The 25,623-nt window shown below is 48.7% G+C and carries 27 protein-coding genes, 2 tRNA genes and 1 pseudogene; 14 read left to right on the plus strand and 16 right to left on the minus strand.

Going from position 1 to position 25,623, the window contains the following annotated elements; all coding sequences use genetic code 11:
- Positions 1-92: 92 nt before the first annotated feature.
- The 15 genes and pseudogenes from VDIS_RS02300 to VDIS_RS02365 all read right to left on the minus strand — a co-directional run bounded on the left by VDIS_RS02300 (position 93) and on the right by VDIS_RS02365 (position 10,735).
- On the minus strand, positions 93-1,223 hold the full coding sequence (locus VDIS_RS02300; RefSeq protein WP_013335597.1) for a glycosyltransferase family 4 protein: 1,131 nt from the start codon (positions 1,221-1,223) through the stop codon (positions 93-95).
- Entirely contained in the window at positions 1,220-1,432 is a 213-nt protein-coding gene (locus tag VDIS_RS12565) for a hypothetical protein (RefSeq protein WP_013335598.1), read from the minus strand. The genes VDIS_RS02300 and VDIS_RS12565 overlap by 4 nt, the downstream gene beginning before the upstream one ends.
- Positions 1,390-1,773 (minus strand): hypothetical protein, encoded by a 384-nt coding sequence (locus tag VDIS_RS02305; protein ID WP_013335599.1) that lies wholly within the window; start codon positions 1,771-1,773, stop codon positions 1,390-1,392. Before VDIS_RS02305 ends, VDIS_RS12565 begins: the two co-directional genes overlap by 43 nt.
- Positions 1,757-2,041: a hypothetical protein gene (locus VDIS_RS02310; protein ID WP_245522549.1), complete on the minus strand. Its 285-nt coding sequence runs from the start codon at positions 2,039-2,041 to the stop codon at positions 1,757-1,759. Before VDIS_RS02310 ends, VDIS_RS02305 begins: the two co-directional genes overlap by 17 nt.
- A 57-nt stretch (positions 2,042-2,098) precedes the next feature.
- Positions 2,099-2,647 (minus strand): PaREP1 family protein, encoded by a 549-nt coding sequence (locus VDIS_RS02315; protein ID WP_013335601.1) that lies wholly within the window; start codon positions 2,645-2,647, stop codon positions 2,099-2,101.
- A gap of 53 nt (positions 2,648-2,700) precedes the next feature.
- Positions 2,701-3,705, minus strand: coding sequence for an ATP-binding protein (locus VDIS_RS02320; RefSeq protein WP_013335602.1), 1,005 nt, complete (start codon positions 3,703-3,705; stop codon positions 2,701-2,703).
- A pseudogene (locus tag VDIS_RS02325) lies at positions 3,702-4,262 on the minus strand (PaREP1 family protein). The gene VDIS_RS02320 and the pseudogene VDIS_RS02325 overlap by 4 nt, the downstream one beginning before the upstream one ends.
- A gap of 24 nt (positions 4,263-4,286) precedes the next feature.
- Positions 4,287-5,303 carry an ATP-binding protein gene (locus tag VDIS_RS02330; RefSeq protein ID WP_013335603.1) on the minus strand — a complete coding sequence of 339 codons (1,017 nt, stop codon included), beginning with the start codon at positions 5,301-5,303 and terminating at the stop codon, positions 4,287-4,289.
- The gene (locus VDIS_RS02335; RefSeq protein ID WP_013335604.1) at positions 5,300-6,319 is read right to left on the minus strand and encodes an ATP-binding protein; all 1,020 of its coding nucleotides are present in this window, start codon (positions 6,317-6,319) and stop codon (positions 5,300-5,302) included. Before VDIS_RS02335 ends, VDIS_RS02330 begins: the two co-directional genes overlap by 4 nt.
- Positions 6,316-7,320, minus strand: a complete 1,005-nt coding sequence (locus tag VDIS_RS02340; RefSeq protein ID WP_013335605.1) for an ATP-binding protein — start codon at positions 7,318-7,320, stop codon at positions 6,316-6,318. The genes VDIS_RS02335 and VDIS_RS02340 overlap by 4 nt, the downstream gene beginning before the upstream one ends.
- Positions 7,320-8,333: an ATP-binding protein gene (locus VDIS_RS02345; protein ID WP_013335606.1), complete on the minus strand. Its 1,014-nt coding sequence runs from the start codon at positions 8,331-8,333 to the stop codon at positions 7,320-7,322. The genes VDIS_RS02340 and VDIS_RS02345 overlap by 1 nt, the downstream gene beginning before the upstream one ends.
- Positions 8,330-8,743 carry a hypothetical protein gene (locus VDIS_RS02350; protein WP_013335607.1) on the minus strand — a complete coding sequence of 138 codons (414 nt, stop codon included), beginning with the start codon at positions 8,741-8,743 and terminating at the stop codon, positions 8,330-8,332. The genes VDIS_RS02345 and VDIS_RS02350 overlap by 4 nt, the downstream gene beginning before the upstream one ends.
- A gap of 56 nt (positions 8,744-8,799) precedes the next feature.
- Complete coding sequence (locus tag VDIS_RS02355) at positions 8,800-9,099, minus strand: hypothetical protein (RefSeq protein WP_013335608.1); 300 nt, start codon at positions 9,097-9,099, stop codon at positions 8,800-8,802.
- Positions 9,089-10,051: a glycosyltransferase family 2 protein gene (locus tag VDIS_RS02360; RefSeq protein ID WP_013335609.1), complete on the minus strand. Its 963-nt coding sequence runs from the start codon at positions 10,049-10,051 to the stop codon at positions 9,089-9,091. Before VDIS_RS02360 ends, VDIS_RS02355 begins: the two co-directional genes overlap by 11 nt.
- Positions 10,052-10,105: 54 nt before the next feature.
- Positions 10,106-10,735: a haloacid dehalogenase type II gene (locus tag VDIS_RS02365; RefSeq protein ID WP_013335610.1), complete on the minus strand. Its 630-nt coding sequence runs from the start codon at positions 10,733-10,735 to the stop codon at positions 10,106-10,108.
- Positions 10,736-10,936: 201 nt separating this feature from the next.
- Between VDIS_RS02365 and VDIS_RS12790 the strand changes: the two genes are divergently transcribed.
- The 11 genes from VDIS_RS12790 to VDIS_RS02415 all read left to right on the plus strand — a co-directional run bounded on the left by VDIS_RS12790 (position 10,937) and on the right by VDIS_RS02415 (position 21,215).
- Entirely contained in the window at positions 10,937-11,110 is a 174-nt protein-coding gene (locus VDIS_RS12790; protein WP_171804833.1) for a hypothetical protein, read from the plus strand.
- Positions 11,049-11,336 carry a hypothetical protein gene (locus tag VDIS_RS12570; protein ID WP_148678182.1) on the plus strand — a complete coding sequence of 96 codons (288 nt, stop codon included), beginning with the start codon at positions 11,049-11,051 and terminating at the stop codon, positions 11,334-11,336. The genes VDIS_RS12790 and VDIS_RS12570 overlap by 62 nt, the downstream gene beginning before the upstream one ends.
- Before the next feature lie 175 nt (positions 11,337-11,511).
- A tRNA-Met gene (locus VDIS_RS02375) sits at positions 11,512-11,585 on the plus strand.
- A 164-nt stretch (positions 11,586-11,749) separates the two neighbouring features.
- On the plus strand, positions 11,750-12,397 hold the full coding sequence (locus VDIS_RS02380) for a hypothetical protein (RefSeq protein WP_013335613.1): 648 nt from the start codon (positions 11,750-11,752) through the stop codon (positions 12,395-12,397).
- A gap of 80 nt (positions 12,398-12,477) precedes the next feature.
- On the plus strand, positions 12,478-13,302 hold the full coding sequence (locus VDIS_RS02385; RefSeq protein ID WP_013335614.1) for a hypothetical protein: 825 nt from the start codon (positions 12,478-12,480) through the stop codon (positions 13,300-13,302).
- Positions 13,303-13,651: 349 nt separating this feature from the next.
- Positions 13,652-14,581, plus strand: a complete 930-nt coding sequence (gene nadA / locus VDIS_RS02390; protein WP_148678183.1) for a quinolinate synthase NadA — start codon at positions 13,652-13,654, stop codon at positions 14,579-14,581.
- 5 nt (positions 14,582-14,586) lie between these two features.
- A complete protein-coding gene (locus VDIS_RS02395; RefSeq protein ID WP_052885869.1) occupies positions 14,587-16,029 on the plus strand; it encodes an L-aspartate oxidase in 1,443 nt (480 codons plus the stop codon).
- A complete protein-coding gene (gene nadC / locus VDIS_RS02400; RefSeq protein WP_013335617.1) occupies positions 16,026-16,856 on the plus strand; it encodes a carboxylating nicotinate-nucleotide diphosphorylase in 831 nt (276 codons plus the stop codon). The genes VDIS_RS02395 and nadC overlap by 4 nt, the downstream gene beginning before the upstream one ends.
- Before the next feature lie 213 nt (positions 16,857-17,069).
- On the plus strand, positions 17,070-18,275 hold the full coding sequence (locus tag VDIS_RS02405) for an MFS transporter (RefSeq protein ID WP_013335618.1): 1,206 nt from the start codon (positions 17,070-17,072) through the stop codon (positions 18,273-18,275).
- A gap of 101 nt (positions 18,276-18,376) precedes the next feature.
- Entirely contained in the window at positions 18,377-20,290 is a 1,914-nt protein-coding gene (locus VDIS_RS02410) for an aldehyde ferredoxin oxidoreductase family protein (protein ID WP_013335619.1), read from the plus strand.
- A 58-nt stretch (positions 20,291-20,348) separates the two neighbouring features.
- The gene (locus tag VDIS_RS02415; RefSeq protein ID WP_013335620.1) at positions 20,349-21,215 is read left to right on the plus strand and encodes a translation elongation factor; all 867 of its coding nucleotides are present in this window, start codon (positions 20,349-20,351) and stop codon (positions 21,213-21,215) included.
- On the opposite strand, the gene VDIS_RS02420 is transcribed toward VDIS_RS02415, so the two are convergent.
- Positions 21,205-22,824, minus strand: a complete 1,620-nt coding sequence (locus tag VDIS_RS02420) for an acyl CoA:acetate/3-ketoacid CoA transferase (RefSeq protein WP_013335621.1) — start codon at positions 22,822-22,824, stop codon at positions 21,205-21,207. The two genes, VDIS_RS02415 and VDIS_RS02420, sit on opposite strands and share 11 nt — an antisense overlap.
- A gap of 190 nt (positions 22,825-23,014) precedes the next feature.
- Here VDIS_RS02420 and VDIS_RS02425 point away from each other — a divergent pair.
- The 3 genes from VDIS_RS02425 (at position 23,015) to VDIS_RS02435 (ending at position 25,618) form a co-directional block, all read left to right on the plus strand.
- A tRNA-Leu gene (locus VDIS_RS02425) sits at positions 23,015-23,102 on the plus strand.
- A 148-nt stretch (positions 23,103-23,250) separates the two neighbouring features.
- Positions 23,251-24,180, plus strand: a complete 930-nt coding sequence (speE, locus tag VDIS_RS02430) for a polyamine aminopropyltransferase (protein ID WP_013335622.1) — start codon at positions 23,251-23,253, stop codon at positions 24,178-24,180.
- 106 nt (positions 24,181-24,286) lie between these two features.
- Entirely contained in the window at positions 24,287-25,618 is a 1,332-nt protein-coding gene (locus tag VDIS_RS02435) for an aminotransferase family protein (RefSeq protein ID WP_013335623.1), read from the plus strand.
- The last annotated feature ends 5 nt before the right edge of the window (positions 25,619-25,623 follow it).

Genomic DNA, 25,623 nt, shown 5'->3' on the forward strand with positions numbered 1-25,623 from the left:
ATAACTAAAGGTACTTTCCCATAATACCTATCATCAATTAACTTAATCATAGCCTCGTTAAGCTTAATCCTTCTGTAGATTCCGCTATCATGCTACTTAATGACCTCGTTATAATATTTAATCGTTAACTTAGCCACATCACTCCATCTAAGTAGCCTTTCCCTGACCTTTTTAGCCTTATCCACGTAATCTTTGTAATATTCACTATTTAGCATTTTAATCATAGCCTCTGCAATGCTGGTCTCGTTTAGTTCTGTTATTACTATATGTTCCATGCTAAGCCTCGGTATTGAACCAATGCCTGTCGCTATTAATGGTTTAAGCCTGGCGGCAGTTTCATTAGCGATTAATGGGTAACTCTCGCCAGCATGCCTCGATGGTAAGATCACGGCCCTTGACGCGTCTATTAACGCTATTTTATCGTCCTCATTGATATATCCAAGCATTAAAACTAGGCCATTAAGTCTAAGTTTATCAATTAATTTACTTAAGTAACTAATATATTTACGGTCTCCTTTCCCAGCTAACACCAGTCTTATATTATCAAATTTATTAATAACATATTTAAAAGCTTTAATAAGCATATCAATACCCTTAGTCCAATGAAGCCTACCAATGTAGGTAAATATCTCATCGGTGATCCCATATTTATTCCTAAAGGCCCAGGCCCTACTGGGCTCCTCTAAGTATTCATCATCAATGCCATGGGGAATAACCGCTGAATCCACACCATACCTACTCATCAATAATTCTCTTTCATAATTATTCGTAACGAATAAAAGCCTTGACAATTTAATGAACCTTCTGGTTAAGTATACCTGGTACTTGAAACCTAGTGTTCTCATTAATAGCCTGTAGTGATTATGTAGATAATCCACTGCAATGAGGTATGTAATGATAGGCTTACCGTATTCATAAGCCTTTCTCTCGATGATGTATGTAAATAAGCTATTTTGATTATACCCCTGAATTATATCGGCATTCTTCAATAACTCATTAGGTACATTTATCGGTATAGAAATCTCACGGTAATTAGGTATGTGAATTATCGGTACTCTATGAACCCTCAATATGCCATCACCCTTAAAGCCATCATTAATATTGCCAGTCAAGACGTAAACCTCATTACCAAACTTAGTCTGCCAAAGACCTAACCTATTCATTGTGACTTCAATACCACCAACTACTGGAAAATAATTATGATGGATATGTATGATCCTCATAATATCATCCTCCTCTCAATCTCAATACCCTTAAGATTATCAGGCACCTCATCCGGTGTACCGTGTCCATTCATGTAGGCTTTACTTGCTATAATGTTAAGCGTCTCCGGCCCAGTGTACCTTGCCACATCCATCCTATGCTTAATTAAGGCATGCGTTGAGTACGCTACTTGGTAATCCAGCCTATTGCCGTGTGTATGGCTACGCATGGCTCACCCGTGGCTGTTATGAAGCCATCAGCGATCATTACTGCCATGGGCTCTATATAGACGTCGAACACCCTCCCATCAACCCTAACCACAGCGTGGGCCAATTCAACCAATTTGAAGGAGGCGGGCCTGTAGGGCACGTTATCACCGCATAGGCCAACCACCTGCTGTGGCTGTTTACTAAACCTAGCCCCCACGTCAATGAGGGCCGTTATTTCGTAGCCCTCGCCAACCCTAGCTGCCTTAACGCCAACTATCCTATACCTAATAGTCACGTAATCCTCAACCTCAATTAGGCCTGGCTGGCTGTCTAGGATCTCTACATCAAGTGGCGTTACCATAAACCCCCACTTTAACCCTCCTAAACACGTTAACAACCTCACCGCGGTCGCTCACCCACCTCTTAACCTCAAGGTCGACACCCCATACGCCGTTATCGTCTGCGAATATTGCGAAGTTACCAACACCCTCAATAACGTACTTAACCTCACCATCCCTAAACCTAATAGACACAACCTCAACCGAGGCGTCATAATAAGCCCTAGCAACCGCCACCACAGGGGCCTGTGACCCAGAGTTAGTCACGACATTTGACTGTACATTACTCACCCACACACCCACCACTATACCCTCCAGTTAATTAAACCTATCTAACATTACAAGCCCCTAACCAAGCACCCTCTTTAATTCACTCAACGCCTCCTCCAGATCACTACCCCACTTTACTCTAGTTTTTACCTCCTCTATTCTTCTTGTTAATTCCTTGATTAGTTCCATTGCTGCTTTTGCTGCTTCTTCCCTGTTTCTGAACTTTGATAACGCCATGTCTGGGTCTGGCCCGTTGTATTGGTAGTCGTGTAGGTCTAGGGCAGCGCTTGTGGTGAAGTATAACCCAACATACCCAACCTCCTCAAGCATCTGCGACAATGCTACCATTCTGGTGGTTGGAACCCTGGGAACAGCCTTATCCATTAACCACCTACGCTCCTCCTCAGTCTTAGCAACCTTAAGAAGATTATTGAGTTCAAGCCTTAGTAAAGCCGCCAAAAACGCCCTCCAAGCCTGAAAAGCCTTACCAGCCGCATTTCTAACCAAGCCCTCACTGAGGAACCTAATGGCTAGGTATGCCTCAACAAGTGCTTCGAGTAACCTGGCGCTCACGTAGTCCTCCGTGGTGAGTTTCGGCAGTGGTTTCTCGATTGTCTCGGTGCTCATACCCACCTAGTTGCTGGGCCTGGGTTTAAAAGCGCTCAATGCTCTGCTGGGCTTCATGTTACTTCCTGCAGGGCCTTCTTCACGGCTTCCCTGTGTATTGGTGTTTGCCATGCCACGTACCTACCAATGCCCAGCTCCCCATCCTTTTCTGGCGGTGGTGTGTCCACCCAGTAGTCTGGTTTTCTCTTGGGTAGGAAGTGGATGATGAGGTTCCTCTCGATTAACTCATTGATTAATTCCCCGGGTGCGTTGAACCATAGGTAATCAGGGTCACCAACGGCCTCCCTAAGGTGACCCGCCCACTTCTTAATGAAGTCGGGTGATAGTTCCTTTTCCTTGGTGATTTTATCAATGATTTTACCTACGTCCCAGTTGGCGCTGTATAGGCTCTCTAGCATTGCTGGGTTTCCTCCGGTTATTCGCCAAACCTCTTCGAGGTCCGGCTTATCGCCGGGTAATTGCTCGTAGAGTTGCTTGAAGCCTTCCCTAGGCATGTTCCACATGGGTGTTGACCAAGCCCACCTATGCCTACCAATCTCCCTCAAACTCACACCCTCGCTCGTGGCTACTATCGTGACTATCCTCTCATAATGCTCGGGTGGGTACTCAATGAGGTTTAGCAGTGCCTTCACGTACAATGCAGACTCCTTAACGCCAATGACTTGGAATGCATCATCGACTATCACGGCTACCTTGCCCCTGGTCACCCTAATCAACTCCTTGGCGAAGTCAAAGGCAAGCCAAGCCAACCTACCGAGGGCATTTTGGGCAAGAGCCTCCCTAACCATCCTAAGGAATTCATCCCTGAGACTAGCCACACCGAACTCGGCAAGAACCTCCTTATTAATTGGGTTAACGTAAATAACCTCAAAACCAAACTCCCTAAGCAACACCACAGACTGCAGAAGCCAAGCAGACTTACCACAACCCTCAGGGCCATAAATGACCTGCACCGGGTATGTGCCTTTCCCAGCCCACTCCTCAATGAGTTTAAGGGCGAGGTCCCTATCCACGAATTCCACTTGTTGATTTGCGAAGTTGAGTTTGACCCTCTTCATTGTTTATCCTTAGTTGGGTTTTTCCTGGGTTCATTTAGTGCCTCCTCTAGGTCGTTGCTCCACCTTACTCTTGGCTTCAACTCCTCAATGCGCTTGGTCAGCTCCTCTATGAGTAGTTTTACGTCCACCGCAGCCTCCCGCCTACTCCTATACTTCGACAGCGCCAAATCCGGGTCCGGACCATTGTACTGATAATCGTGTAGTTCCAGGGCCACCGCTGTCCAAGCAGATAACGCTTCATAATCAATCTCCTCAAGCATTTGCGCCAGCACCTTCATCCTGCCCGTTGAAACCCTAGGGACAACCCTCCCCATTAATCACCCACGTACTTCATCAGTCCTAACCACCTGGAGCAACCTATCAAGCTCAAGCCTCAGTAATACAGCCAATAAAGCCCTCCAGGCCTGGAAGGCTTTGCCCGCCGCGTTTCTGACTAGGCCTTCATTAAGGAATTTGATGGCTAGGTTTGCCTCGGTTAGGGACTCCAGGAGCCTGGCATTTATGTAGTTCTCCGTGGTTGGCTTGGGTAGGGGCCTCTCGAGGTTTTCAGCGCCCATGCCCCGAGCCTTCAGTGGGATTCCTCACATTAATCCCTGCAATGCACTCCTGACTGCTTCCCTGTGCAGTGGTGATTGCCACGCGACGCGCCTGCCAATCCCCAGCTCTGGGTCCTTCTCCGGCGGTGGTTGATCGATCCATAGGTATTCATCCCTCCACTGCGGTATTTCGATTATGAGGTTTAGCTCGATTAGCCTATTCATTAGTGGTATTCTTTCCCTGCTCATGAGTGTGTCTGGGTCGTTGATTGCCTCATCAAGCCAACGCTTTTCTTCACTGGTAAGTGAGTCTATGAATGCGTCAAGGCCCTTCTCATCACGCATATCCCTAATGACGGCCTTCACACCCCAACCAGCATTGTAAAGCCTCTCCAACATCCTCGGATTTCCACCCGTCAATTTCCAGACCTCCTCGAATGGCGGCTTATCGCCGGGCAACTGATCATACAACTGCCTGAACCCATCCCTAGGCATATTCCACATAACCCTTAGGTTAGCCCACGTGTGCCTTCCTATCTCCCTCCTCGACACGCCCTCGCTCGTTGCTGCTATTGTGATTATTTTCTCGTAGTGCTCGGGTGGGTACTCTATTAGGTTGAGTAGTGCCTTTACGTATAGGGCTGATTCCTTTATGCCGATTACCTGGAAGGCGTCGTCAACGATGATGGCTATTTTTCCCCTGGTCGCCTTAATCACGTCATAAACCACATTATATGCTATCCAGGCAATCCTCGCTAGGGCATTCTGAGCAATGGCTTCCTTAATTAGTCTCAGGAACTCATCCTTAAGGCTGTTGATGCTTATCTCGGCGAGGGCAAGCCTATTGACGGGGTTAACATAAACAACCTCAAAACCAAACTCCCTAAGCAACTCAATGGACTGAAGCAACCAGGCGGTCTTACCACAACCCTCAGGCCCCAAGACAACCTGGACTGGGAAGGTACCCTTCACAGCCCATTCCTCGGCAACTCTCCTGAGGGCCGAGTCTCTATCAACGAATTCTATTTCCTTGCCTGCGAAGTTGAGTTTGACCCTCTTCATGGCTTAGTCTCCCCTAGTACCTTCCTGATTGCTTCCCTGTGTATTGGTGTTTGCCATGCCACGTACCTACCAATGCCCAGCTCCCCATCCTTTTCTGGCGGTGGTTCTCCGATCCACAGGTATTCCTTCCTCTCGGGTATATCATCAATTATTAGGTTTAATTCGACGAGTTTGTCCATGAGAGGTATCCTCTCCCTATTCATTAGGGTGTCTGGGTTTTCGGTGGCTTCCTGGAGCCAGGATTTCTCGGTGTTGGTGAGGGATGATATGAACGTCCTTAGTCTCTTTTCGCTGATTATATCGCTGATTACCTTATCCGTGTTCCACCTGTTCTCGTAGAGGTTTCCCAGCATCCTCGGGTTACCGCCGGTTAGCTTCCACGCTTCCTCGAGGCTTGGCTTATTGTCGGGTATTTGCTCGTAGAGTTGCCTAAAGCCGTCCCTCGCCATGTTCCACATGATGTCTAGGTGGGCCCACGTGTGCCTTCCTATCTCCCTCCTCGACACGCCCTCGCTGGTGGCTACTATTGTTATTACCCTCTCGTACTCGGCTGGTGGGTACTCGATTAGGTTGAGCAGTGCCTTCACGTACATTGCCGATTCCCTAACGCCAATCACCTGGAATACGTCGTCTGCGAGTATGGCTACCCTGCCCCTCCTCGCCTTTATTAATTCATTAATTACGTTATAGGCTATCCACGCAATCCTCGCCAGGGCGTTTTGGCTAATCGCCTCCTGGGCGAGCCTGTAGAGCTCGTTTCTTAGGTCCTTAATCCCAACTTCAGCGTAGACGCGCCCGTTGAGTGGGTTTATGTAGATCACGTCGAAGCCATAATCCCTAAGCAACTCCACAGACTGCAGGAGCCAAGCCGTCTTACCACAACCCTCAGGCCCTAGGACAACCTCCACAAGCCTCATGCCCCTATCAACCCACTCATCAATGCGTTTGAGGGCTATCTCCCTGTCCGTGAACTCAACCTGCAGGTCTAGGGCCAGGGGTAGTTTAATCCTCCTCACATTAACCCCTGCAACGCCCTCCTAACCGCCTCTCTATGCAGTGGCGACTGCCACGCGACGTAGCGGCCAATCCCGAGTTCCTCATCCTTCTCAGGCGGTGGTGTGTCCACCCATTGGTCCGGGTCCCTGCTGGGTATTCCGTAGATTATTAGGTTCCTCTTGATGAGTTCATTGGCGAGTTCCCTGGGCCCCTCATTCCATAGGTAATCCGGGTCGCTAAGTACGGCCTCCATCTCCCTCCTCCACCGCCTAATGAACTCCCTAGTCACTTCCCTATCCAGGATTAACTGCTCAATGACCTTATCAGCATTCCAACCCCTCTCGTAGAGTCTCTCGAGCATCCTCGGATTCCCACCAGTCAATCCCCACACCTCCTCGAATGGCGGCTTACTGCCCGGTATCTGCTCATAGAGTTTCTCGAAGCCCTCTTTCGGCATGTTCCAAATTGGCGTGATGTCCGACCACGAGTGCCTTCCAATCTCCCTTAGGCTGACGCCCTCGCTTGTTGCGGCTATTGCTATCATGCTCTCATAATTGGCTGGCGGGTGTTCGAGCAGTCCAAGTAGTCCCTTGACGTATATGGCTGCCCTGTCTAAACCAATCACTTGAAAGGCATCATCGACGATCACGGCTAGCCTGCGCACCCTAGCCTCAATGGCCTCCCTGGCAACGTCAATCACAGCCCAGGCAACCCTACCCCAGGTGAGTTGGCTCGTGGCCTCGCGGATTATATCCATTAGTTTATTCCTCAGTTTTTCAATACCAAGCTCAACAATGAATGAACCCTCGATGGGGTTTACGTAGATTACCTCAAACCCATGATCCCTCAGCACCTCAGCCGACTGCATTAGCCAAGCGGTCTTACCACAGCCCTCCGGGCCATAGACTACGTGTGGAAGGGCCATACCCCTATCAATCCATTGCTCAATCCATTTAATCGCTGAATCCCTATCCACGAAGTTAATCCTTACGTTAGCGAGCCTAAGCTCAATCCTCCTCATTACTTCAGGGATTCAAGGACCCTCTTAACGGCTTCCCTATGTATTGGGCTTTGCCATGCGACGTACTTGCCGATCCCTAGTTCCTCATCCTTTTCTGGTGGTGGTTGGTCTATCCATAGGTACTCCCTCCTCTCGGGCACATCATCAATTATCAGGTTCAATTCAACCAGTCTGTCCATGAAAGGTATCCTCTCCCTAGCGAATAACGTGTCAGGATCATTAACCGCCTCCATGAGCCAAGCCCTCTTGACGCTTGAGAGAGACCTTGCGAATCGCCTTAACTTATTTCTATTAATCACCTCATTAACCACCTTATCAACACTCCAATTATTCTCATAGAATCTCTCCAACATCCTTGGGTTTCCTCCGGTTATTCGCCAAACCTCGTCGAACGGTGGCTTATCGCCGGGTATTTGATTATACAACTGCCTAAAGCCTTCCTTCGGCATGTTCCACATGGGCATTATGTCGGACCACTCATGCCTACCAATCTCCCTCAAACTCACACCCTCACTCGTGGCTACTATCGTGACTATTTTCTCGTAATCCCCAGGTGGGTGTTCTATTAGCCCGAGCAGTCCCTTGACATATACGGCCGCCTTATCAAGGCCTATGACTTGGAAGGCGTCGTCGACGATAACCGCCAGTCTACCCCTCCTCATCCTTATTAATTCCCTGGCTAGGTCAATGATCACCCACACAGCCCTGACCCAGGCGTCGCTGGTGGCCTCACGGAGGATCTCAACCAGTCTCTTCCTAACATCCTCAACGCCCACCTCAGCCATGAACCTCTGCTCAATGGGGTTTATGTAGATCACGTCGAAGCCATAATCCCTAAGCAACTCCACAGACTGCAGGAGCCAAGCCGTCTTACCACAACCCTCAGGCCCATAGATGACCTTCGGAAACCCAGCACCCTTCTCGGCCCATTCCTCAACGCGTCTCATTGCTAGGTCTCTATCCACGAACTCAACCGCCAGGCTTAGCGCTAGGGATAGCCTTATCCTTCTCACGCCAGTCCTGGCCTATACATCATTGGTGTGTTTAGCCACATTAGGCCTATGTTTATCATGTCCTGGACCCTCCTAACCACTGCCCTAACCCAGCCAAGTCTCTCGGTTAGTCTCCTACCCACTAGGTAGGCTATGAACCTCACCTTCCTCATTAGTACTAGGCTTAGCGCCTCTATTACTGCCTCCCTGAGCATTTCCAGGGCCTTCGGTGACTTGAACCTGAGACCTCGCCTTAGGTATGGAATTGCCGCCTCGAGGAGGCCCCTGCGAAGTGAGTTGACCCTCCACCAAACGCCGAGTCTAATGGCTACCCTCCTTATTGACTGTATTAGTTGCAGGCTGACTGCATTTATGGTGTTGTTCAGGAAGTCCCTTATGAGTCCCAGGGCCTCCTCGGGCGGTATAAACATTATTAATTATAGGCTGTACCAAGCCATTATTTAAGCATTGCCTTGGTGATGAGTCGTTATCCACGCCCAGGCCCATTGACCCTCCTCACCTCCATGGCCGCCGGTATCGCCATTAACCCCGCGGTCAGGGCAGCCCAGTATATTGGGTGTGGTGTTATTGTTATCGCCATCAGCGCGCTGGCCCCACCGTAGTTTACGCCCATGACGCCGCTGCCCATGAGGACCAGTGGGTACCTCGCGGGTACGTGGTAGAGGCTAAGTACGTAATTGGCTACGTAGTATATTATGACTGGGGATACTAGGTATGGTATCGACAGCAGAGCCAGTGTGTAGTTCCTTATTGGTCTACCTATCATGGCCACTAGGTATGTGTTCCACGCCAGGGTCCCTACGTAATGACTCAATCGCCTTCCTGAGCCTGTACTCCATCCTCTTCATGTATATTGCCATGGCCGCCATTCCGAGGAATTGTAGGCCGATTAACGTGAGCATTATGGCAACCAAACCCTTCAAGTAATACTTAATCCCATAAAACAGGTACCAATAACCAACGTAGGCACCTAGGGCGAGCCCCGGTATGAGTAGTAATGCGCCTATTAGGAATAGGATTAGCATGGGGTTATACCTTGTGGTTAGTCTCACCATGTCGCCGAATATCGCCAGGCCATCCTTTACACCGAGCTTCTTCTTACCAACCCTACGCCTATACTCAATGGGTATCTCCCTAATCACCCTGCCCGTACTAACCATGTGAGCCGCTATATGAGCCTCAATACTGAACCCACCAACCTCAGCAACCGCGTCCCTCAAGGCCTCAACCCTGACTACGTACATGCCACTTAATACGTCGTGAAGCCTCGTGTCGAAGAGCAGGTTGAAGACCCTAGTCAACAACCAATTACCAAACCTATAAATGAGCCTCTGACTACCGGGCAAAGGCCTCCTGACACCAATCACCTCATCAGCCCCAGTCCTCACGATCTCCTCGACCAACTCCAAAACGTGCTTGGCTGGGTATGAGTAGTCGCCGTCCATCACGAGCATGTACGGCGTGCTAACGTACTTGAGCGCAGTCCAGATGGCCATGGCCTTACCCCTACCCTCCTGCTGAACAACCCTAACACCATACCTCAAAGCCACATCCACAGTACCATCAGTGCTACCACCATCAACAACGAGGACCCTATCCCTGGGAACACCAACTCCAATGAGTTCATCGAGGACGAGCCCAATACCCTTAACCTCGTCTCGCGTTGGTATGACCACGGTAACTAGGTCCAGCAATTTATTGCCAACGCCACTAGCCATATGAAGGCATTAATACAATTAATGAACCGCACGCAATTAAGCATTACTGTCAAATTAGGGCTTGAAGAGACTTACCAACCCCTCAATACTCCTAACCTCAGCATCAGCCACAACGCCAAGCTCAGGCGGTGAGCCCCTCCTGTTTAGGTGGATTGCGCACACGCCGGCATTCTTGGCGCCAGCCACGTCGAAGTAGTTTGAGGAGACCAGGCAAACCTCACTCCCAGGCTCACCGATGAAGTCAAGGAAGGTCCTGTAGATCGCCGGGCTCGGCTTGTAAGCCCTAACCCTCTCCGCGGTGAATACCCCGTTGAATAAGTCCGCGAGGCCCCATCTACTCAGTAGCGGTTTCACCATGCCCTCATCACCGTTGGTGAGGACGTACATCCTAACCCTACCCACGAGCCCCCTGAGTAGGTAAACATCACTGAATGGCTCGAGCTCCTCCCAATATCTCATTAACTCATCGACTGGCTTATCAATCCTGTATTGCGTTAGGGCGTACTCAAGGGCCATTCTGGTGACCTCCCTAAAGCTCATCCACTTACCCATTATTGTCAATAGCCAGGTATACTCTAACTGCTTCCTCCTCCACAACTCAACAAAGCCCATGTCACCCAACCTCCTACCAATACTATTAACGTCAAAGAGGGTCCCATAAACATCAAAGGCCAAAACCCTCATAAGAACCTCAGGGAAACAGAGAATAAAAGCCATTCCCCAATGGATGAGGTTAATGCGAGGGTTCATCAAGTAGCGCAATAAGTAGTACATAACCCTTAGGTACCAACTATTTCAGTAAGCAAGGCATTAATGGGTCGTGAACCTCGCGGTACAGGGCTCCAACGCCCTACACCTCTACTACCATCAATAGTGGGTGTGAACATGACGAAATACACCATTCAAGTCATGAGCAGGATTAACGATTTAGTCTATCCAGTCATAAGCCTCAACGCCAGACCGCCGCCAATGCCCAGGGAATTAATAATTAGGGTGAGTGTCGAGGAGGAGATGCCCAACGGCTACTACCTACAGATACCACCAGGCGCATACCTATAATAAACGAAACACCCCACCAAACAAAACAGAGATTATTGGAAACACCGTAATACTCATCTACGAAGAACCAATGTTTGGTGAATGGATAACCATAAACATAAAGGGCAATTACACGAAGGACAATTACCTATGCTGGGAAGCACCAAAATACCTAATACCGGCACTCGGCGAAGACGAAGTAAACGCCATACTAATCAACTACTGCCCCAACCAATTAAACCAATAAACCCACGAAGACCCCACCATCGAAGAAAATCAGCATTAAAGCCAGCGTACAATCACGCATCATAACCCCTACCATCATCACCACCATTATAACCCACCAAGACCAAAACCATACCCCACCCAAACACCCACAGGACAGCGAAAGCCTTAAAAGCACAAGGAAGGACCCATAAACCAGCGGGGTAGGGTAGCCTGGTAGCCTGCGGGGCTCATAACCCCGAGGTCCCCGGTTCAAATCCGGGCCCCGCTACTAATAACATTTCTTTAAATCTCTTATTAATCTTCATGGATCTTTTCTAGTATTAAATTGGCTATTATTGCATTAATTTAGTTACCCCTGTTACCTTTCACGTTGAGTACCTCCTTCATTTCCTGGGTGCCTTATTAGTTGTTTTGAGTATTTTTACTATAAGTATGCGTTTTGCTCAGGATAAGCAGGCGGTGAGTGATGAGGTTATTAAAAGAAATAAGTTTTGTAGTGGTGTTAGGGTTGGCCATAAATATGCATGCGGTGGTGAGGTTAATGATGTTGAATTGCTTAATGAGTCCGTTAATCTACTTACCGAGGCTGTTAATCGAATATTGAAGTGGCAGGTTTGGGATACGTGGTGGATTGATGTATGGAGACGTGAGTGGAACAGAGTGAGAGATAATGTGAAGGAACAGTTCAAGGGTAAGTATAGTGATGAGGTAATGAATAATCTGTTAGTGGTGATTGATGAGTATATAAGGTATATTGATGTACTTAAGGAATACTGGGTTACAAATGATGTAGGTGGTAATATTCGAAAATTAGTCGAAGACTTAATGAGTGAAAGGGCAGAGGTAATCGTTAGAAGGACGGGCAATTCGCTGATAAACAGTGTTCATGGTAAGTACGTATCATTAACAGCTAAAAGGCCGGGTGAAGGCGTAATAGTTCATTTAGAACTTAGTGATCTTAGGGTTATGACTGTTAAAGTACCTGACATATGGAATATTATTAATGTTGATCATGATGAATCCATTAAAGATGTGCTGATGGCATTGAGATTAGCTTTGCCGCCACTGATGAGGGTGTGAACAATGGTAAGCCTAGTATGAATACTTCACAGCCTTGGCAAGCATTGCTTTGAGCGCTACTTTATCCGGGTAAGATATCCATGCATATAAATGCCATTAGTGTGAATGTAAATGATGTATCAATACTATGGTATTTAGGCGCTAATGACTATCCTTCATTTAAAGATCGTGTTTTTGAGATTGTCAAGAATTTGAATGATAAGGCGTTGTTGATTTTTATGCTAGCAGCAGTACTTGGTGATGGTTATGCAGGGATTAAGAAGCCAAGAATTCGCTTGGTAATAAGTGCTGCTGAGCTTGATATGTGGAGACCAATACTTGATAAGCTGAATAGTATGGGCTTTAGAGAATATCAAGACCCACTTCGTAACACATTTAAAATAACGTATACCAGCGGTTATGCCACTGACTTAGCTAAGGCCATGGTTAATGCCTTACCATTAGTATTAAGAGACTTGTTGGATGCTCTCAGTATTAAGAAGTGGCTGGACATAAAGCAAATTGCTAGTATGGAGGTTAAGTTTAGGCTTGGTGAGTCGCGGGTTCTGGTTGGTGGTGAGTCGTTTACTATGGCTGTTAGTAGGGGTTCGGTTACGTTGTTGCGTAGGGTTAGGGATTGGGTTGAGGTTGGTAGGGTTCTTGAGGAGTTGAGGGTTAGTTATGGTGAGGGCTTTGTTTCTCAGGTTAGGGTTCATAGGAGTGGTGGGTATATTGTTATTGCGATACCTGCAAGGCTCATTGAGGGACATGAGGATATTAGGGTGCAGGTTATTAATGTGCTTTGTAGGAAGTACCGGAGGGTTAAGGATGATAATAAAAGGAAGGAGGTGGTTAAAGCATTGAGTAGATTCGCATCTATGGAAACTATTCGTATCTGCTTAGGTAATACTTCACTACCTTCCTGAGTGCTTTATGGGTAGTTTCCGTAAGTAACGTGGTCTCAAATGGCACCTTACACGTGCGGCTTTTAATCTCTCACTACCGCACTAACGTGACTAGTGTGTATTTTAGATGTAGGGTTGCTTTCTATTTCTTAAATTAATAATTACTACTAAGATAATGCCCAGTTCATGAAACCCTTAATTAATGCCACGCCACGGTAATGTAGATATTTCTAAATTACGTAATACTTAATTATCACTGATGTACATGCCCTAGATGGCATTTCTTGCCTTAGTTTTCGAAATTCAGCTTTATACTTGCCACTAACTGTTTGCCGGGTAGAGAATATCTTACGGTGTAGATGGCCCATCGGTGATGGGGACTAAGGACCTAGTTAATGAGGTTTTGTCTTTAAAGCGCGAGAGGAATGCCGTGATACTTGCCCATAACTACATGGATTATGATATACAGGTTGTCGCGGACTTCATTGGCGATTCATATGACCTAGCGCTTAGGGCTATGGAAACCAGGGCTGAGGTCATAGTCTTCGCCGGTGTTAGGTTTATGGCTGAGCAAGCCAAGGCCCTTAACTATGACAGGATTGTGCTTGCACCGGACCTCAACGCTGGTTGTACGATTGCCGATGCCCTTGACGTAGATACACTGAGGCGCGTTAAGGAGGAGTACCCCAACGCCCCCGTGGTCCTTTATGTAAATAGTAATGCAGATGTTAAGGCACTGGCTGACTACATAGTTACGTCATCAACCGCCGTTAAGGTCATTAAGAAATTAAGTAGTGACGTGGTTATCTTCGGCCCTGACTCAAACCTGGCGGACTACGTCGCTCACCTGACCGGTAAGAGAATAATCAAGGTGCCGCCGAACGGTAAGTGCATAGTTCACGGAAGCTATACGGTAGGGTTGGTTAAGGAGACGAGGGCCAGGTACCCAAGGGCTAGGGTAATGATTCACCCAGAGGCGCCGCTTGAGGTGTTGGGCCTGGCGGATTTCGTGGGCTCCACCAACCAGATGATTGAGTACGCCAGGAACAGTGGTTATGACGAGTTCGTGGTTGGTACGGAAATTGGAATGCTAAACGCCCTAAGGCTCAAGGTGCCCAATAAGACGTTTTACCCAATAACCACTGAGCCCTACGCCAGGTGCCCATTCATGGCCATGGTGACGCTGGAGAAGGTACGTAGATCCCTAAGGGACCTGGTTCACAGGATAGAGATCCCCAGGTCAACTGCGGAGGCCATTAGGGACGCCTTCGAGAGGACGAGGAGGCTCCTTGAGGGGTGATGTGGTTGATCTACGTAATTGGCGATGGGATCGCCGGCCTATCGGCTGCGATAGCCCTGAGGAGGTCTGGCCGTGGAGTTACGGTAATAACTAAGGAATTACATGGGGGCTCAAGCTTCATATCCAAGGGAGGTGTGGCGGCCGCCACATCGATCGACGACTCACCGCAACTGCACGCTGAGGACACACTGAGGGTTGGTGATGGGCTCTGCGATGTGGATGCCGTTAGGTACTTCACCAGTGAGGCGCCGGTGGTTATTGAGAAGTTGACTAACATGGGCTTTGAGTTCGATAGTGACCTAAGGCTTGAGGGTGGGCACTCCAGGAGGAGGATTCATCATAAGGCTGATGAGACTGGGAGGGCATTGATGGAGTTCCTGCTCAGGAAGGCCTTTGAGCTTGGTGTGAATATAGTTGAGGATGAGTTGACGGCGCTGCAGGTAAGGGATGGGGTGGTTAAGGGCTTTGTGACTAGGGAACGGGGTTTAATTAGCAATGTGGATTACCTGGTGCTAGCGACGGGTGGCTATGCGTATTTATGGCGGTACACATCCAATCCGCCCACCAACACGGGCGATGGCATAGCCATTGCCTTCAGGGCTGGTGCCGTGGTCTCAGACATGGAGTTTGTTCAGTTCCACCCAACAATAGCCACCCTAGGCAACGAGACGATGCTTCTAACGGAGACACTGAGGGGTGAGGGCGCGAGGGTGGTTAATGAGTTTGGTGTGAGGTTTACGTTTAAGTATCATGAACGCGGTGAGCTGGCCCCAAGGGACGTGCTATCCCGGGCAATCTACATGGAATTAATGAGTGGGCATAGGGTGTACATGGACCTAGGCGGTATTGAGGACTTCGAGAGGAAATTCCCAGGCGTCAATGACTTCCTAAGGAGACACGGATTGGGTAATAAGGATTGGGTACCCATCCACCCAGGCGCGCACTTCACCATTGGTGGGTTGAGGGTCAATGTTAGGGGCGAGACGAATATCAGGAGCCTCTATGCCATTGGTGAGGTTGCCGATACAGGCCTACATGGCGCTAATAGGCTAGCCAGCAATTCGTTGCTTGAGGCGTTGATCATGGGGTTTAACCTGCCCAGGTACATAGGCGAGCCTTGGGATGGGCCGAGGCTTGACGATGGCTTAATGGTGACTGTGAAGTTGAGGGATCACGGGCCCATGATGAGCATTGGCGAGGTTAGGAGGGTTAATTGGGAGTACGTGGGCATACTCAGGAGCGGTGATGGGCTGAGGAAAGCCGTGGACCTTTATGAGCAGATGAACGTAGCCGTCAACAGTAGGGAGTCTAATGCAGCCCTGGTCTCCTACCTAACGGCATACGCCGCCCTACTTAGGACTGAATCCAGGGGAGCTCATTACAGGGTTGACTACCCGAGCAAGGATGCTAATTGGCGAAGGAGGATTTACTTCAAGGTGTCCGCATGATCGAGGAGCTATACATAACCAGGCTCCTTAATTATCTAGAGGAGGACGCATATCCCGAGGACATAACCAGTAGGTTTCTTGAGGGCATTAGGGCCAGGGGTGTCGTTAGGTCGAGGGATGAGGGAATAATTGCCGGACTTAGATTCATAGTTCCATTCCTCAAATACCTCGGCTTCGAGGTAATTACGCATAAGTATGATGGTGAGGCAATACGTAAGGGTGACGTTATAATCGAAATAATTGGCGATGCAGGTAGGTTATTAACAGTTGAACGATTAACACTAAACCTCCTATCAAGGCTTTCGGGAATAGCCACCGCAACGAACACGATGGTTAGGTTGGCAAGGTCTGTCAACCCAACGGTTAGGATTGCTGGTACGAGAAAGACAACGCCGGGGTTTAGGGTATTCGAGAAGTACGCCATAGAGATTGGTGGCGGTGATCCGCATAGGTTTAACCTGGCTGATGCCGTGCTAATTAAGGATAACCATATAGCGGTTTATGGGGACCTTGAGGGACTTATTAAGTTGATTAAGGAGAGGACGAGCTTTACTAAGAAGGTTGAGGTGGAGGTGTCTACATATGAGGATGCCATTAGGGCTTACAGGGCAGGTGCTGATGCCATATTGCTTGACAACATGAAGCCCAGCGATATAGTGCCAATAGTCAGGGAATTAAAGGGAAAGGTAATACTCGAGGCCAGTGGCGGAATAACACCCGATAATGTAGTTGAGTACGCAAGAACAGGTGTCGACATAATATCCAGCGGTTACATAACACATAGCGCCAAATCCCTCGACCTAACAATGGATGCCGAGAGAGTATAAGGTACATGGGCATTATTTAAAGGGGTCGTTAGTTCAATGACCAATACCTTAATGAGATAACCAAGACTATCGTTAACAGACTTAAGGGCTTAGTAATAGTCCTGGCATCCTTTTAATTGCAAAATGAGCTTGGTGTGGTGTTGGCTTTCTGTTTCCTTTGGCTGTTTCCGCGTGGTATGTTTTAAATGTGTCTTAAAATATGCCTGCCGTGGTATGGATATCGTTGATAAGCGGAATGCTAGGTGGATATTAACCCTACTGCCCTATAGCGTTGCCATTGGTCCATTGGGTACTCTGATAACTCTTGAAATTGCTTCGTTAAGAGGTGGCCCGGTGGATGTTGGTTATGCCATGGCGGCGGGCTCTGCCGCTGGGATAATCGCACCATTGCTGTGGGGTTTCCTGTTGGATAGGTACGGTAGTAGGGATGTGCTTGCCCTGGGCTTCCTCGGCACGGCCCTTTTCATCCTGGCACTTACCTACGCACCCAATGTTCCGCAGATAACCCTCTACTACGCTGCATCGTCACTATTCTCCTCCGCTGTTGGTGTTTCCACGAGCTTCATCCTCGTTAAGTCCTCGAGTAGGCTTAGGCTTAATGAGTCGTACTCCATGCTCAACTTCATTAATTCAATGGGTTACCTGGTGGGTGATGTGTCGGCAGCCGTGTTATCGGGCTTCATGGACATTAAGGCCATTTTGCTAATCATGGGCCTACTACCCATAATCTCTTTCGCCTGGTCATTAGTCTCCGTGCCACGGGTAAGCAATGGTGAAGGGCCAGTGTTGAGTAGGCAGTTGGTTAGTGGCCGTGTGCGTGATGTTGGTTTAGGTGAGTTAGTTACTCTTTATTTGGCGCTTGTTATTTTCTATTTCTCATCAGGGATCTTCAACACGCTCTATCCCTATGGGCTGAGGGTTGGTGGTTTATCGAGGTCCTGGGTTATGACCATAATTTCCGTGGGCATGGGAATTCAAATTATGGGCTTCATGATAACGCCTCGCATAATACGCCTATTCGGTGGTAATGCCAGGGCGTCATCCCGTGCATTAATACTTAGGGGTCTTTCATACTTCCTAATTGGCTTGACATCAACGACGCCTGAGGCCATGATGATTACGGGACTAACACTATACCCACTGGCGGCGGGCATTGCCTTCTCAACCTTTTACACCGCATCGAGCGTGATGGTCTTTGAGAGGCTCGGCAGTGGTGAGGAGGGTAGGGGCCTTGGGGCCTACAACTTCATCACCGGTTCCGCATACCTGGCTGGGTCATTGACGTCTGGTTACCTGGCTGATTCCATAGGCATTGGCGGTAGTTACATGGTGGCTGGTGCCATGCTTTGGGTCTCGTCATACCTATTCGAGCAGATGCACAGGAGTGAGGGTGTTAGGAGGATTCTTAATCCTCACTAGGCACATTTTATTCCCCATACCTCACGGCTAAGGATAATTAATGATTTGTGCCATTAAACCTCTGGGTTTAACTTTAAAGGTAGACTGTTGAGTGCATTATCGTGACCATTAAGGGTGTTAATGGGGTTGTGGGCTTTGTCAACCTCTCGACGGGCGAGATCAAGAAGATTCAGGTGCCCGATGAGGTTTACAGGAATTTCCTGGGTGGTTATGGGCTAGGCGTCTGGTTCCTATACACCCACATGAAGCCCAGGGTTGACCCACTGGGTCCCGACAACATACTTGGCATAATATCCGGCCTACTAAACGCCAGTGGTATTCCAATGACTGGTAGGTCCATGGCCGTTGGCAAATCACCACTAACTGGCGGGTGGGGCGACTCAAACGCTGGTGGTAGGTTTGGGCCTAAGTTGCTGGAGGCCGGGTTGGACGCCATATTCGTCACCGGCGTCTCCGAGAAGCCCGTCTATATATTGATTGATAATGGTGATATACACATAGAGAGTGCCTCGGACCTCTGGGGCAGGAACACAAGGGAGACTGAGGATGAGTTAAGGCGCAGGTACAGGGGTGCTCAGGTGGTTAGTATTGGCCCGGCTGGCGAGAGGCTCCAGTTGATTGCCGCCATCATTAATGAGTATGGTAGGGCCTACGGCAGGTCTGGGCTTGGCGCCGTTATGGGTAGTAAGAAGTTGAAGGCAATAGTCGCGGTTGGTGATAAGAAGCCGGAGATACATGATAGGGACCTACTTAGGCAAAAGATTAAGGAGATGCTCGACGCCCTAAAGACGACGAGGGCTAGGGCCTACGAGATCTGGCATAAGTATGGCACAATATCCACACTGGACACCAGCGTACTATCTGGCGATACACCAATCAAGAATTGGGCAGGCATTGGTGTTAGGGATTATGGGACCAAGAACCTGGAGAGGTTTGGGACGAACACGGTAATCCAAGACAACATTAAGCCCTACGGCTGCGCCAGCTGCCCAGTGTCCTGCGGCGCGTGGATTAGGAGGAACACCAGGTACGGCCTAGTCGACATGGGCCATAGGCTTGAGTACGAAACCGCATCACTCTTCGGACCAGCACTCCTAAACGCAGATCAGGATTCCGTGGTTTACGTGGGCGAGCTCTGCAATATGTATGGGCTTGACACTATCTCGACCGCGAATGTCGTGGGCTTCGCCTTTGAGTTATACGAAAAGGGGATACTGACTGAGAAGGATGTTGGCTTCCCACTCAGGTGGGGTGATCCTGATGCTGTAGTCAAGCTCGTTGAGTTAATAGGTAAGGCGGAGAGCATTGGTAAGGTACTTGGTCAAGGCGTTAAGAGGGCTGCCGAGATTATTGGCAGGGGCGCCGAGCAGTACGCAATGCATGTTGGTGGTCAGGAACTACCGGCGCATCACCCACAGTTCCTGCCTGGGCTGGCCATTACGTACACGGCTGATCCAACACCGGCTAGGCACACGGCTGGTGGTGTTCATTGGTGGGGTGAGGGTGGTAAGAGGCTTTGGGCGCCCTTCGACGTAGGCCTGGACCTGGGCGCGTCGCCTAAGTATGACTATGGTGATAAGGGTCGCAAGGCGGCCATAATAGCCATGTCAACGCAGGTGGAGAACTCCCTAGGCTTCTGCCAGTTTGCTTCCCAGGTGATTTATAGGACGTTACCGTACATAGACCTGATATACGCGGTCACGGGCATGAAGTATACACCGCAGGAGTTGCTTAAGGTTGGCCATAGAATACACACGCTTAGGCAGTTATTCAATGTTAGGGAGGGCGTTAACCCGAAGAAGGACTTCAAGCTGCCAAGGAGGGTTCTCGAGCCATTTCCAGAGGGGCCACTCGCCGGCGTTAAGTTGACTGAGGAGGATGTGGAGAGGATGAGGGAGCAGTACTGGGAGACGCTTGGTTGGGACCCGAGCACCGGTTACCCGAGGAGGAGGACTGTCGAGGAGCTTGGGCTCGCTGAGATAGCCGGCGATATCATTAACATCCTGCCCCCATGATCATTTTACTTAATTAATACGATAGGTTTAAAAACGGTAATTCCCTAAGCGCAGCCTCGTGCTTCGAGGGAGCATCATAACGGTATTATCAACCAACGAGCAGGAGGCCTTCAGGGTAGCGTCAATGTTAGGCAAGAGGGATAGGGGTGAGGAGAGGGTTTATTATAGGAAGGTTGGTGAGCTTGTCCGAAGCATTTTAATACCAAGCCCAAATAGCGTACTTGATGAGGCCATAGCCCTATCAATATCGAGCTCCTTCTACTTCAGGGTTAATAATGAGGTTACCTGGCTCGACGGCGAGAAGGCACTACTTCTTGAGGCCTCTGGGATACCCGGCGTGGTTCTTGCGGATGATACAAACCTATTCATGAAGTACTTCGGCGAGCTGGGCATTTCCAGGTTCATCTCAGAGTTTAGGGAGTTTGATGTTGAGGTCCCCGATAGGGGTCTTGTGTATGTTGATAGGGCATTCAATGTTAAGGGCGTCGGCGTTGTTGTGCTTGGTTACGCATTAACCCAGGTATCAATTCATGATAAGTTCATTGCCTACCCAATGAACCTGGAGGTTGAGGTTAGGAGTATTCAGGTCCTTGATGAGGACCAGGACTCAGTAATGCCAGGCACACGTGTTGGCTTGGCACTTAGGAATGTAAGGCTAGAGGATATTGAGGGTATACAGGCACTCATTAGGCCGGGCACCAGGTTCACGAACTCCATCAATGGATTTACAAGGTTTAGGTGGAGTGATGATGCCAGGGAGGTTCACGTGATATTCAATGGCATTAAGGTCATGGGCAAGATCGAGGGTAATGGCATCACCCTAACCAGGGAATTACCCATGGCCAGTGGTAGGGCATTGATAGTAAACGTAAACGCCAAGCCCAGGAGACCAAGGATAATCGGTTACGCCATCATCAACGCCTAACAGCCTTCTCAACCACCTCCAGCAGGCCCATGGGCCCATCCCTAAATACGGCATCATCCATTGGCTGTAGGTGCCTCGAAACTATTGGCTCAAACTCCATCTTAGCCAGTATATCCCTCTCGATGTCAACACCAGGCGCGTACTCCTCAAGCACTAATCCCTCACCCGTTAGCCTAAACACCGCCCTCTCGGTTATATAAAGGACCTCCTTACCCATCTTAAGGCCAAGCTCTGCGTTGAAGCCAACCTTATAGGGCTTTTTAATAAACTTGATTATTTGTCCATCCCTAATTATAGTCAGTCTACCATTCACGACCGCTATATCCCTCTTACCAGCCGTAAACGCCCCCGCGAAGTAAAGCCTTGGCGAACCATGGACAATTACCGGGAACCCGCCAGGTCCCGTGACCCTCTCAGGCAGGAAGCTCGGATTCACATCCCCGTTGGGCCCAACCTGCATGAAGCCCAGCGATGCCGCGTCTATTATGCCGCCCTCATACATTATGAATTGGTCCGGCATTGGTAATATTGCCTTAGGCGATATCGCAACGCCAAAGTCATCATCACTAAGTGCAATTCCACCCCAGGGCCCTGACTCGACGGTAGTGACTATGTAGTCGTCAACGCCCTCACTCCTTATGATCTTCGCAACTAGGGCGGGTATTCCAATGCCGAGGTTAACGGCTATCGGCCTACCCAACTTCTCTATGAGTCTCACGAACTCAAGCACGACCCTCCTGGCTATTACATACTCAAAGTTAGGCTTATCATTATTGGGCAAACACGCGTTACTAACTACAACGCGGCCGCAAATGCTTGGGTCATACCTAACACTGGCTGATTGGGTGTGGTATTCGGGCGGTGAGGTAACGATGTAATCAATTAACGGGCCTGGCACATGGACATCCCTGGGATTGACAAACCTACTCACGTAAAGAACCTGGGCAATCACAACGCCTGGGTTGGGCTGGGCCTTAACGGCCTGGGTAATGGCCAGTACCGAGCCGTAAATAGCCTCCTCACTCATTGTTAGGTTACCGAACTCATCAGCCGTACTACCCCTAATTAAGCCAACCCTAGGCTTTGGACAGTCGTAGAGTAGGTACTCATCACCATTAATGCTAATTAACTCAACCCTACACGTCCTCCTCTCCCTCGCCAGGCCATTTAGATAAATACCGTCCTGCCTGGGGTCGAGGAACGTGCCAAGCCCAACTTTGGTAATGGTGGGCACGCCAGAGGCCACGCTCCTAAACCACCTAGTCGCCACGCCAATCGGGAACGAGTAAGCCTCAACCCTATTCTCAATAACCAGTCTCTGCAGCGATGGGGCTACACCAAAGAATGTTATCATGAAGCCCCTAATGAAGCCAAAGTCATTATCCCTAATCATGCGCTCAGCAATCAAATCCAGCGCACGCCCCCTAGACGCAGGTAATGTGTCGGTGACTATGAATAGGTCACGCGGATGCCCCGTCTCTTTATACCTCTCATAAAGCCTAATAAGTAGGTATTCAGGGGTTGTAGCCATATTAAAGCCAGAAACCGCAATAACATCACCATCCCTAATAACGTCTAATGCCACATTAACATCCACGACCTTACCCATAACCGGGAAATTATGAAACCTCGAAATTTATACCTTTATAAAAATGCATTTTTTGCCTAACCCCTTGACAAACTATACTTGAACAAGAATATATGAAAATAAATAAATGAACATAGCCATGAAGACCCAGCAAGAGCAACGAAGGTCGAAACAAAAAAGTTAAAAAGACCGTGAAAAGTAAACTAAACCTGCGGGGGTGCCCGAGCCTGGTCAAAGGGGGCGGACTTAAGATCCGCTGGCGAAGGCCTGCGTGGGTTCGAATCCCACCCCCCGCACCAACTTCATAATTAAATAATTCGTCTTTGAAGTGGGCACCTAATCAGCGGTGGAAGCGTTATTATATGGTGATTTTAAGCCTTGATACGAGAAAATACTTGGCGAATGAATGCTAAAAATGCTTAAAAGTCGAGCGTGGTAATTCGCATGATGAGTCTTGAGAAGGTGAGTAAGGAGGGTACGTGGTTCATTGAGTTTAATACGCCATTTAGTTACCATGTTAGGGGTATTAGGAGGGTTTTGTATAGTGGCGTGACTAAGTATCAGAGGGTTGCCATTGTCGAGTTTGAGGACTTGGGTAAGGCGTTGGTGCTTGATGGTAAGATACAGAGTTCATTATATGATGAGTTTGTTTACCACGAATCGCTCGTTCACCCAGCAATGATTACTCATCCAAATCCAAGGAGGGTGCTTATTCTCGGTGGTGGTGAGGGTGCTACGGCGAGGGAAGTACTTAAGCATAGGAGTGTTGAGAAGGTGATCATGGTTGATATTGATGATGAAGTAGTCAGACTCGTTAAGGAGTACCTACCTGAGATGAGCCAGGGTGTATTTGACAATCCAAGGTTTAAGCTCATACTTCAGGATGGTAGGAAGTTCCTTGAGGAGTCAGGGGATAAGTACGACGTGATAATACTAGACCTGACAGACCCACTTGAGGGTGGGCCATCATACCTACTATATACCATTGAGTTTTACAGCATTGTTAGGGATAGGCTGAGTGATGATGGTATAATGGTGACCCAGGCAACATCAACCTCATACTCATTAAGGACATTCGCAACGATCTATAGGACCGTAGCCTCGGTATTTCCAATAACCAGGGCTTACCAGGTCTATATGCATTCGTACGACAGTACGTGGGGTTTCGTAATCGGGTCTAAGAAATACGACCCAGCAATACTAACGCCAGACGAAGTTAATAATAGAATTAGGGAGAGAATAAGTGGTGAACTTAAGTTCTACGAGGGTGATATACATAGGGCAATTTTCGTATTGCCAAAGCATATAAGGGCTGTATTGAGCGATGAGTCGATAAAGCCTGCAACGGATAAGAACCCAACATTCCTACCAGCATGATCATTTAAGTATTTTATTAAAAATTCTATGTTAATGTTAATTTGTTAGTAAAAAATTTAAGAATTCCACAATAAAATTTATTAATATATTCTAATAATGAATACATATGAGCAGTGAGGATGTTAGTAAGGTCGTTCGTGAGCACTTATTCGGCACTTGGCGTAGGCAGAGGGGTTGGGAGCCTATGAATATCGTTAAGGCTGAGGGCGTGTATTTCTATGATTCACAGGGTAAGAGGTACCTGGACTTCTCATCGCAGCTTGTCAATGTTAATCTTGGTTATGGTAATGAGAACGTGATTAATGTGATCAAGAGGCAATTAGAGGCGCTGCAGTACATATCGCCTGCCTTCGCGACTGAGGCGAGGGCTAGGGCTGCCAGGGCGTTGCTTGGGATAATGCCTGAGGGCTTAACTAAGTTCTTCTTTTCAACGTCCGGCACTGAGGCCAACGAAGCCGCTGTTAAGATTGCCAGGCTCTTTAAGAGGCCCGCCTATAAGATAATTGTTAGGTATAGGTCGTATCACGGCTCCACATTTGCGTCAATATCCATGACGGGCGACTATAGGCGTTGGTTCATTGAGCCACACACCATGCATGGCGTTGTCAGGGTGCCCGAGCCGTACTGCTATAGGTGCCCACTCGGCCTTAAGTACCCTGAATGCGGCTTGGCCTGTGTCAATTACGTGGATTACGTCATTAAGAATGAGAGGAATGTGGCCGCGATACTCATCGAACCAATCACAGGTACCAACGGTGTTGTTGTGCCACCCAAGGAGTACCTACCAACACTTAGGAGGATTGCTGAGGAGAATGATGTCTTGTTCATTGCTGATGAGGTCATGACTGGGTGGGGCCGTGTCGGTGACTGGTGGGCGGTGAATCTGTGGGGTGTTAGGCCGGACATACTAACAACGGCTAAGGGTGCGTCGGCCTCATACGTACCCATCGGGATAACGGCGGTGAGTAGGAAGATCGCGGATTACTTTGAGGATGAGTTCTTCGCGCATGGCCATACATTTGAGGCCCACCCTGTCTCCCTTGCGGCGATACCAGCGGTTATTGAGGAGTACAGGAGGCTTGACTTACTGAGTCATGTTAGGGCAATGGGTGAGTACCTTGCGAAGAGGCTTGAGGAGTTGAAGGAGAGGCACAGGAGTATTGGTGACGTTAGGGGTGTTGGTTTGTTCTGGGCCATTGAGTTCATTAAGGATAGTAGGAAGACCCCATTCGGTACGTATGAGGATAAGTACAGGGGCGTGGCTACGCCAGTTGATAAAGTTGCTGCTGAGCTACTTAGCATGGGTGTTTATGTGTTTAATGGGCCGTCCTGGTTCATAATTGCACCACCATTAGTAATAACCAGGGAGCAGATTGATGAGGGTATTGAGAAGATTGATCAAGCCATTAAGAGACTTGATGAGCAATACCAGGGTTAATTCAT

The organism is Vulcanisaeta distributa DSM 14429 (assembly GCF_000148385.1).
GTDB lineage: Archaea > Thermoproteota > Thermoprotei > Thermoproteales > Thermocladiaceae > Vulcanisaeta > Vulcanisaeta distributa.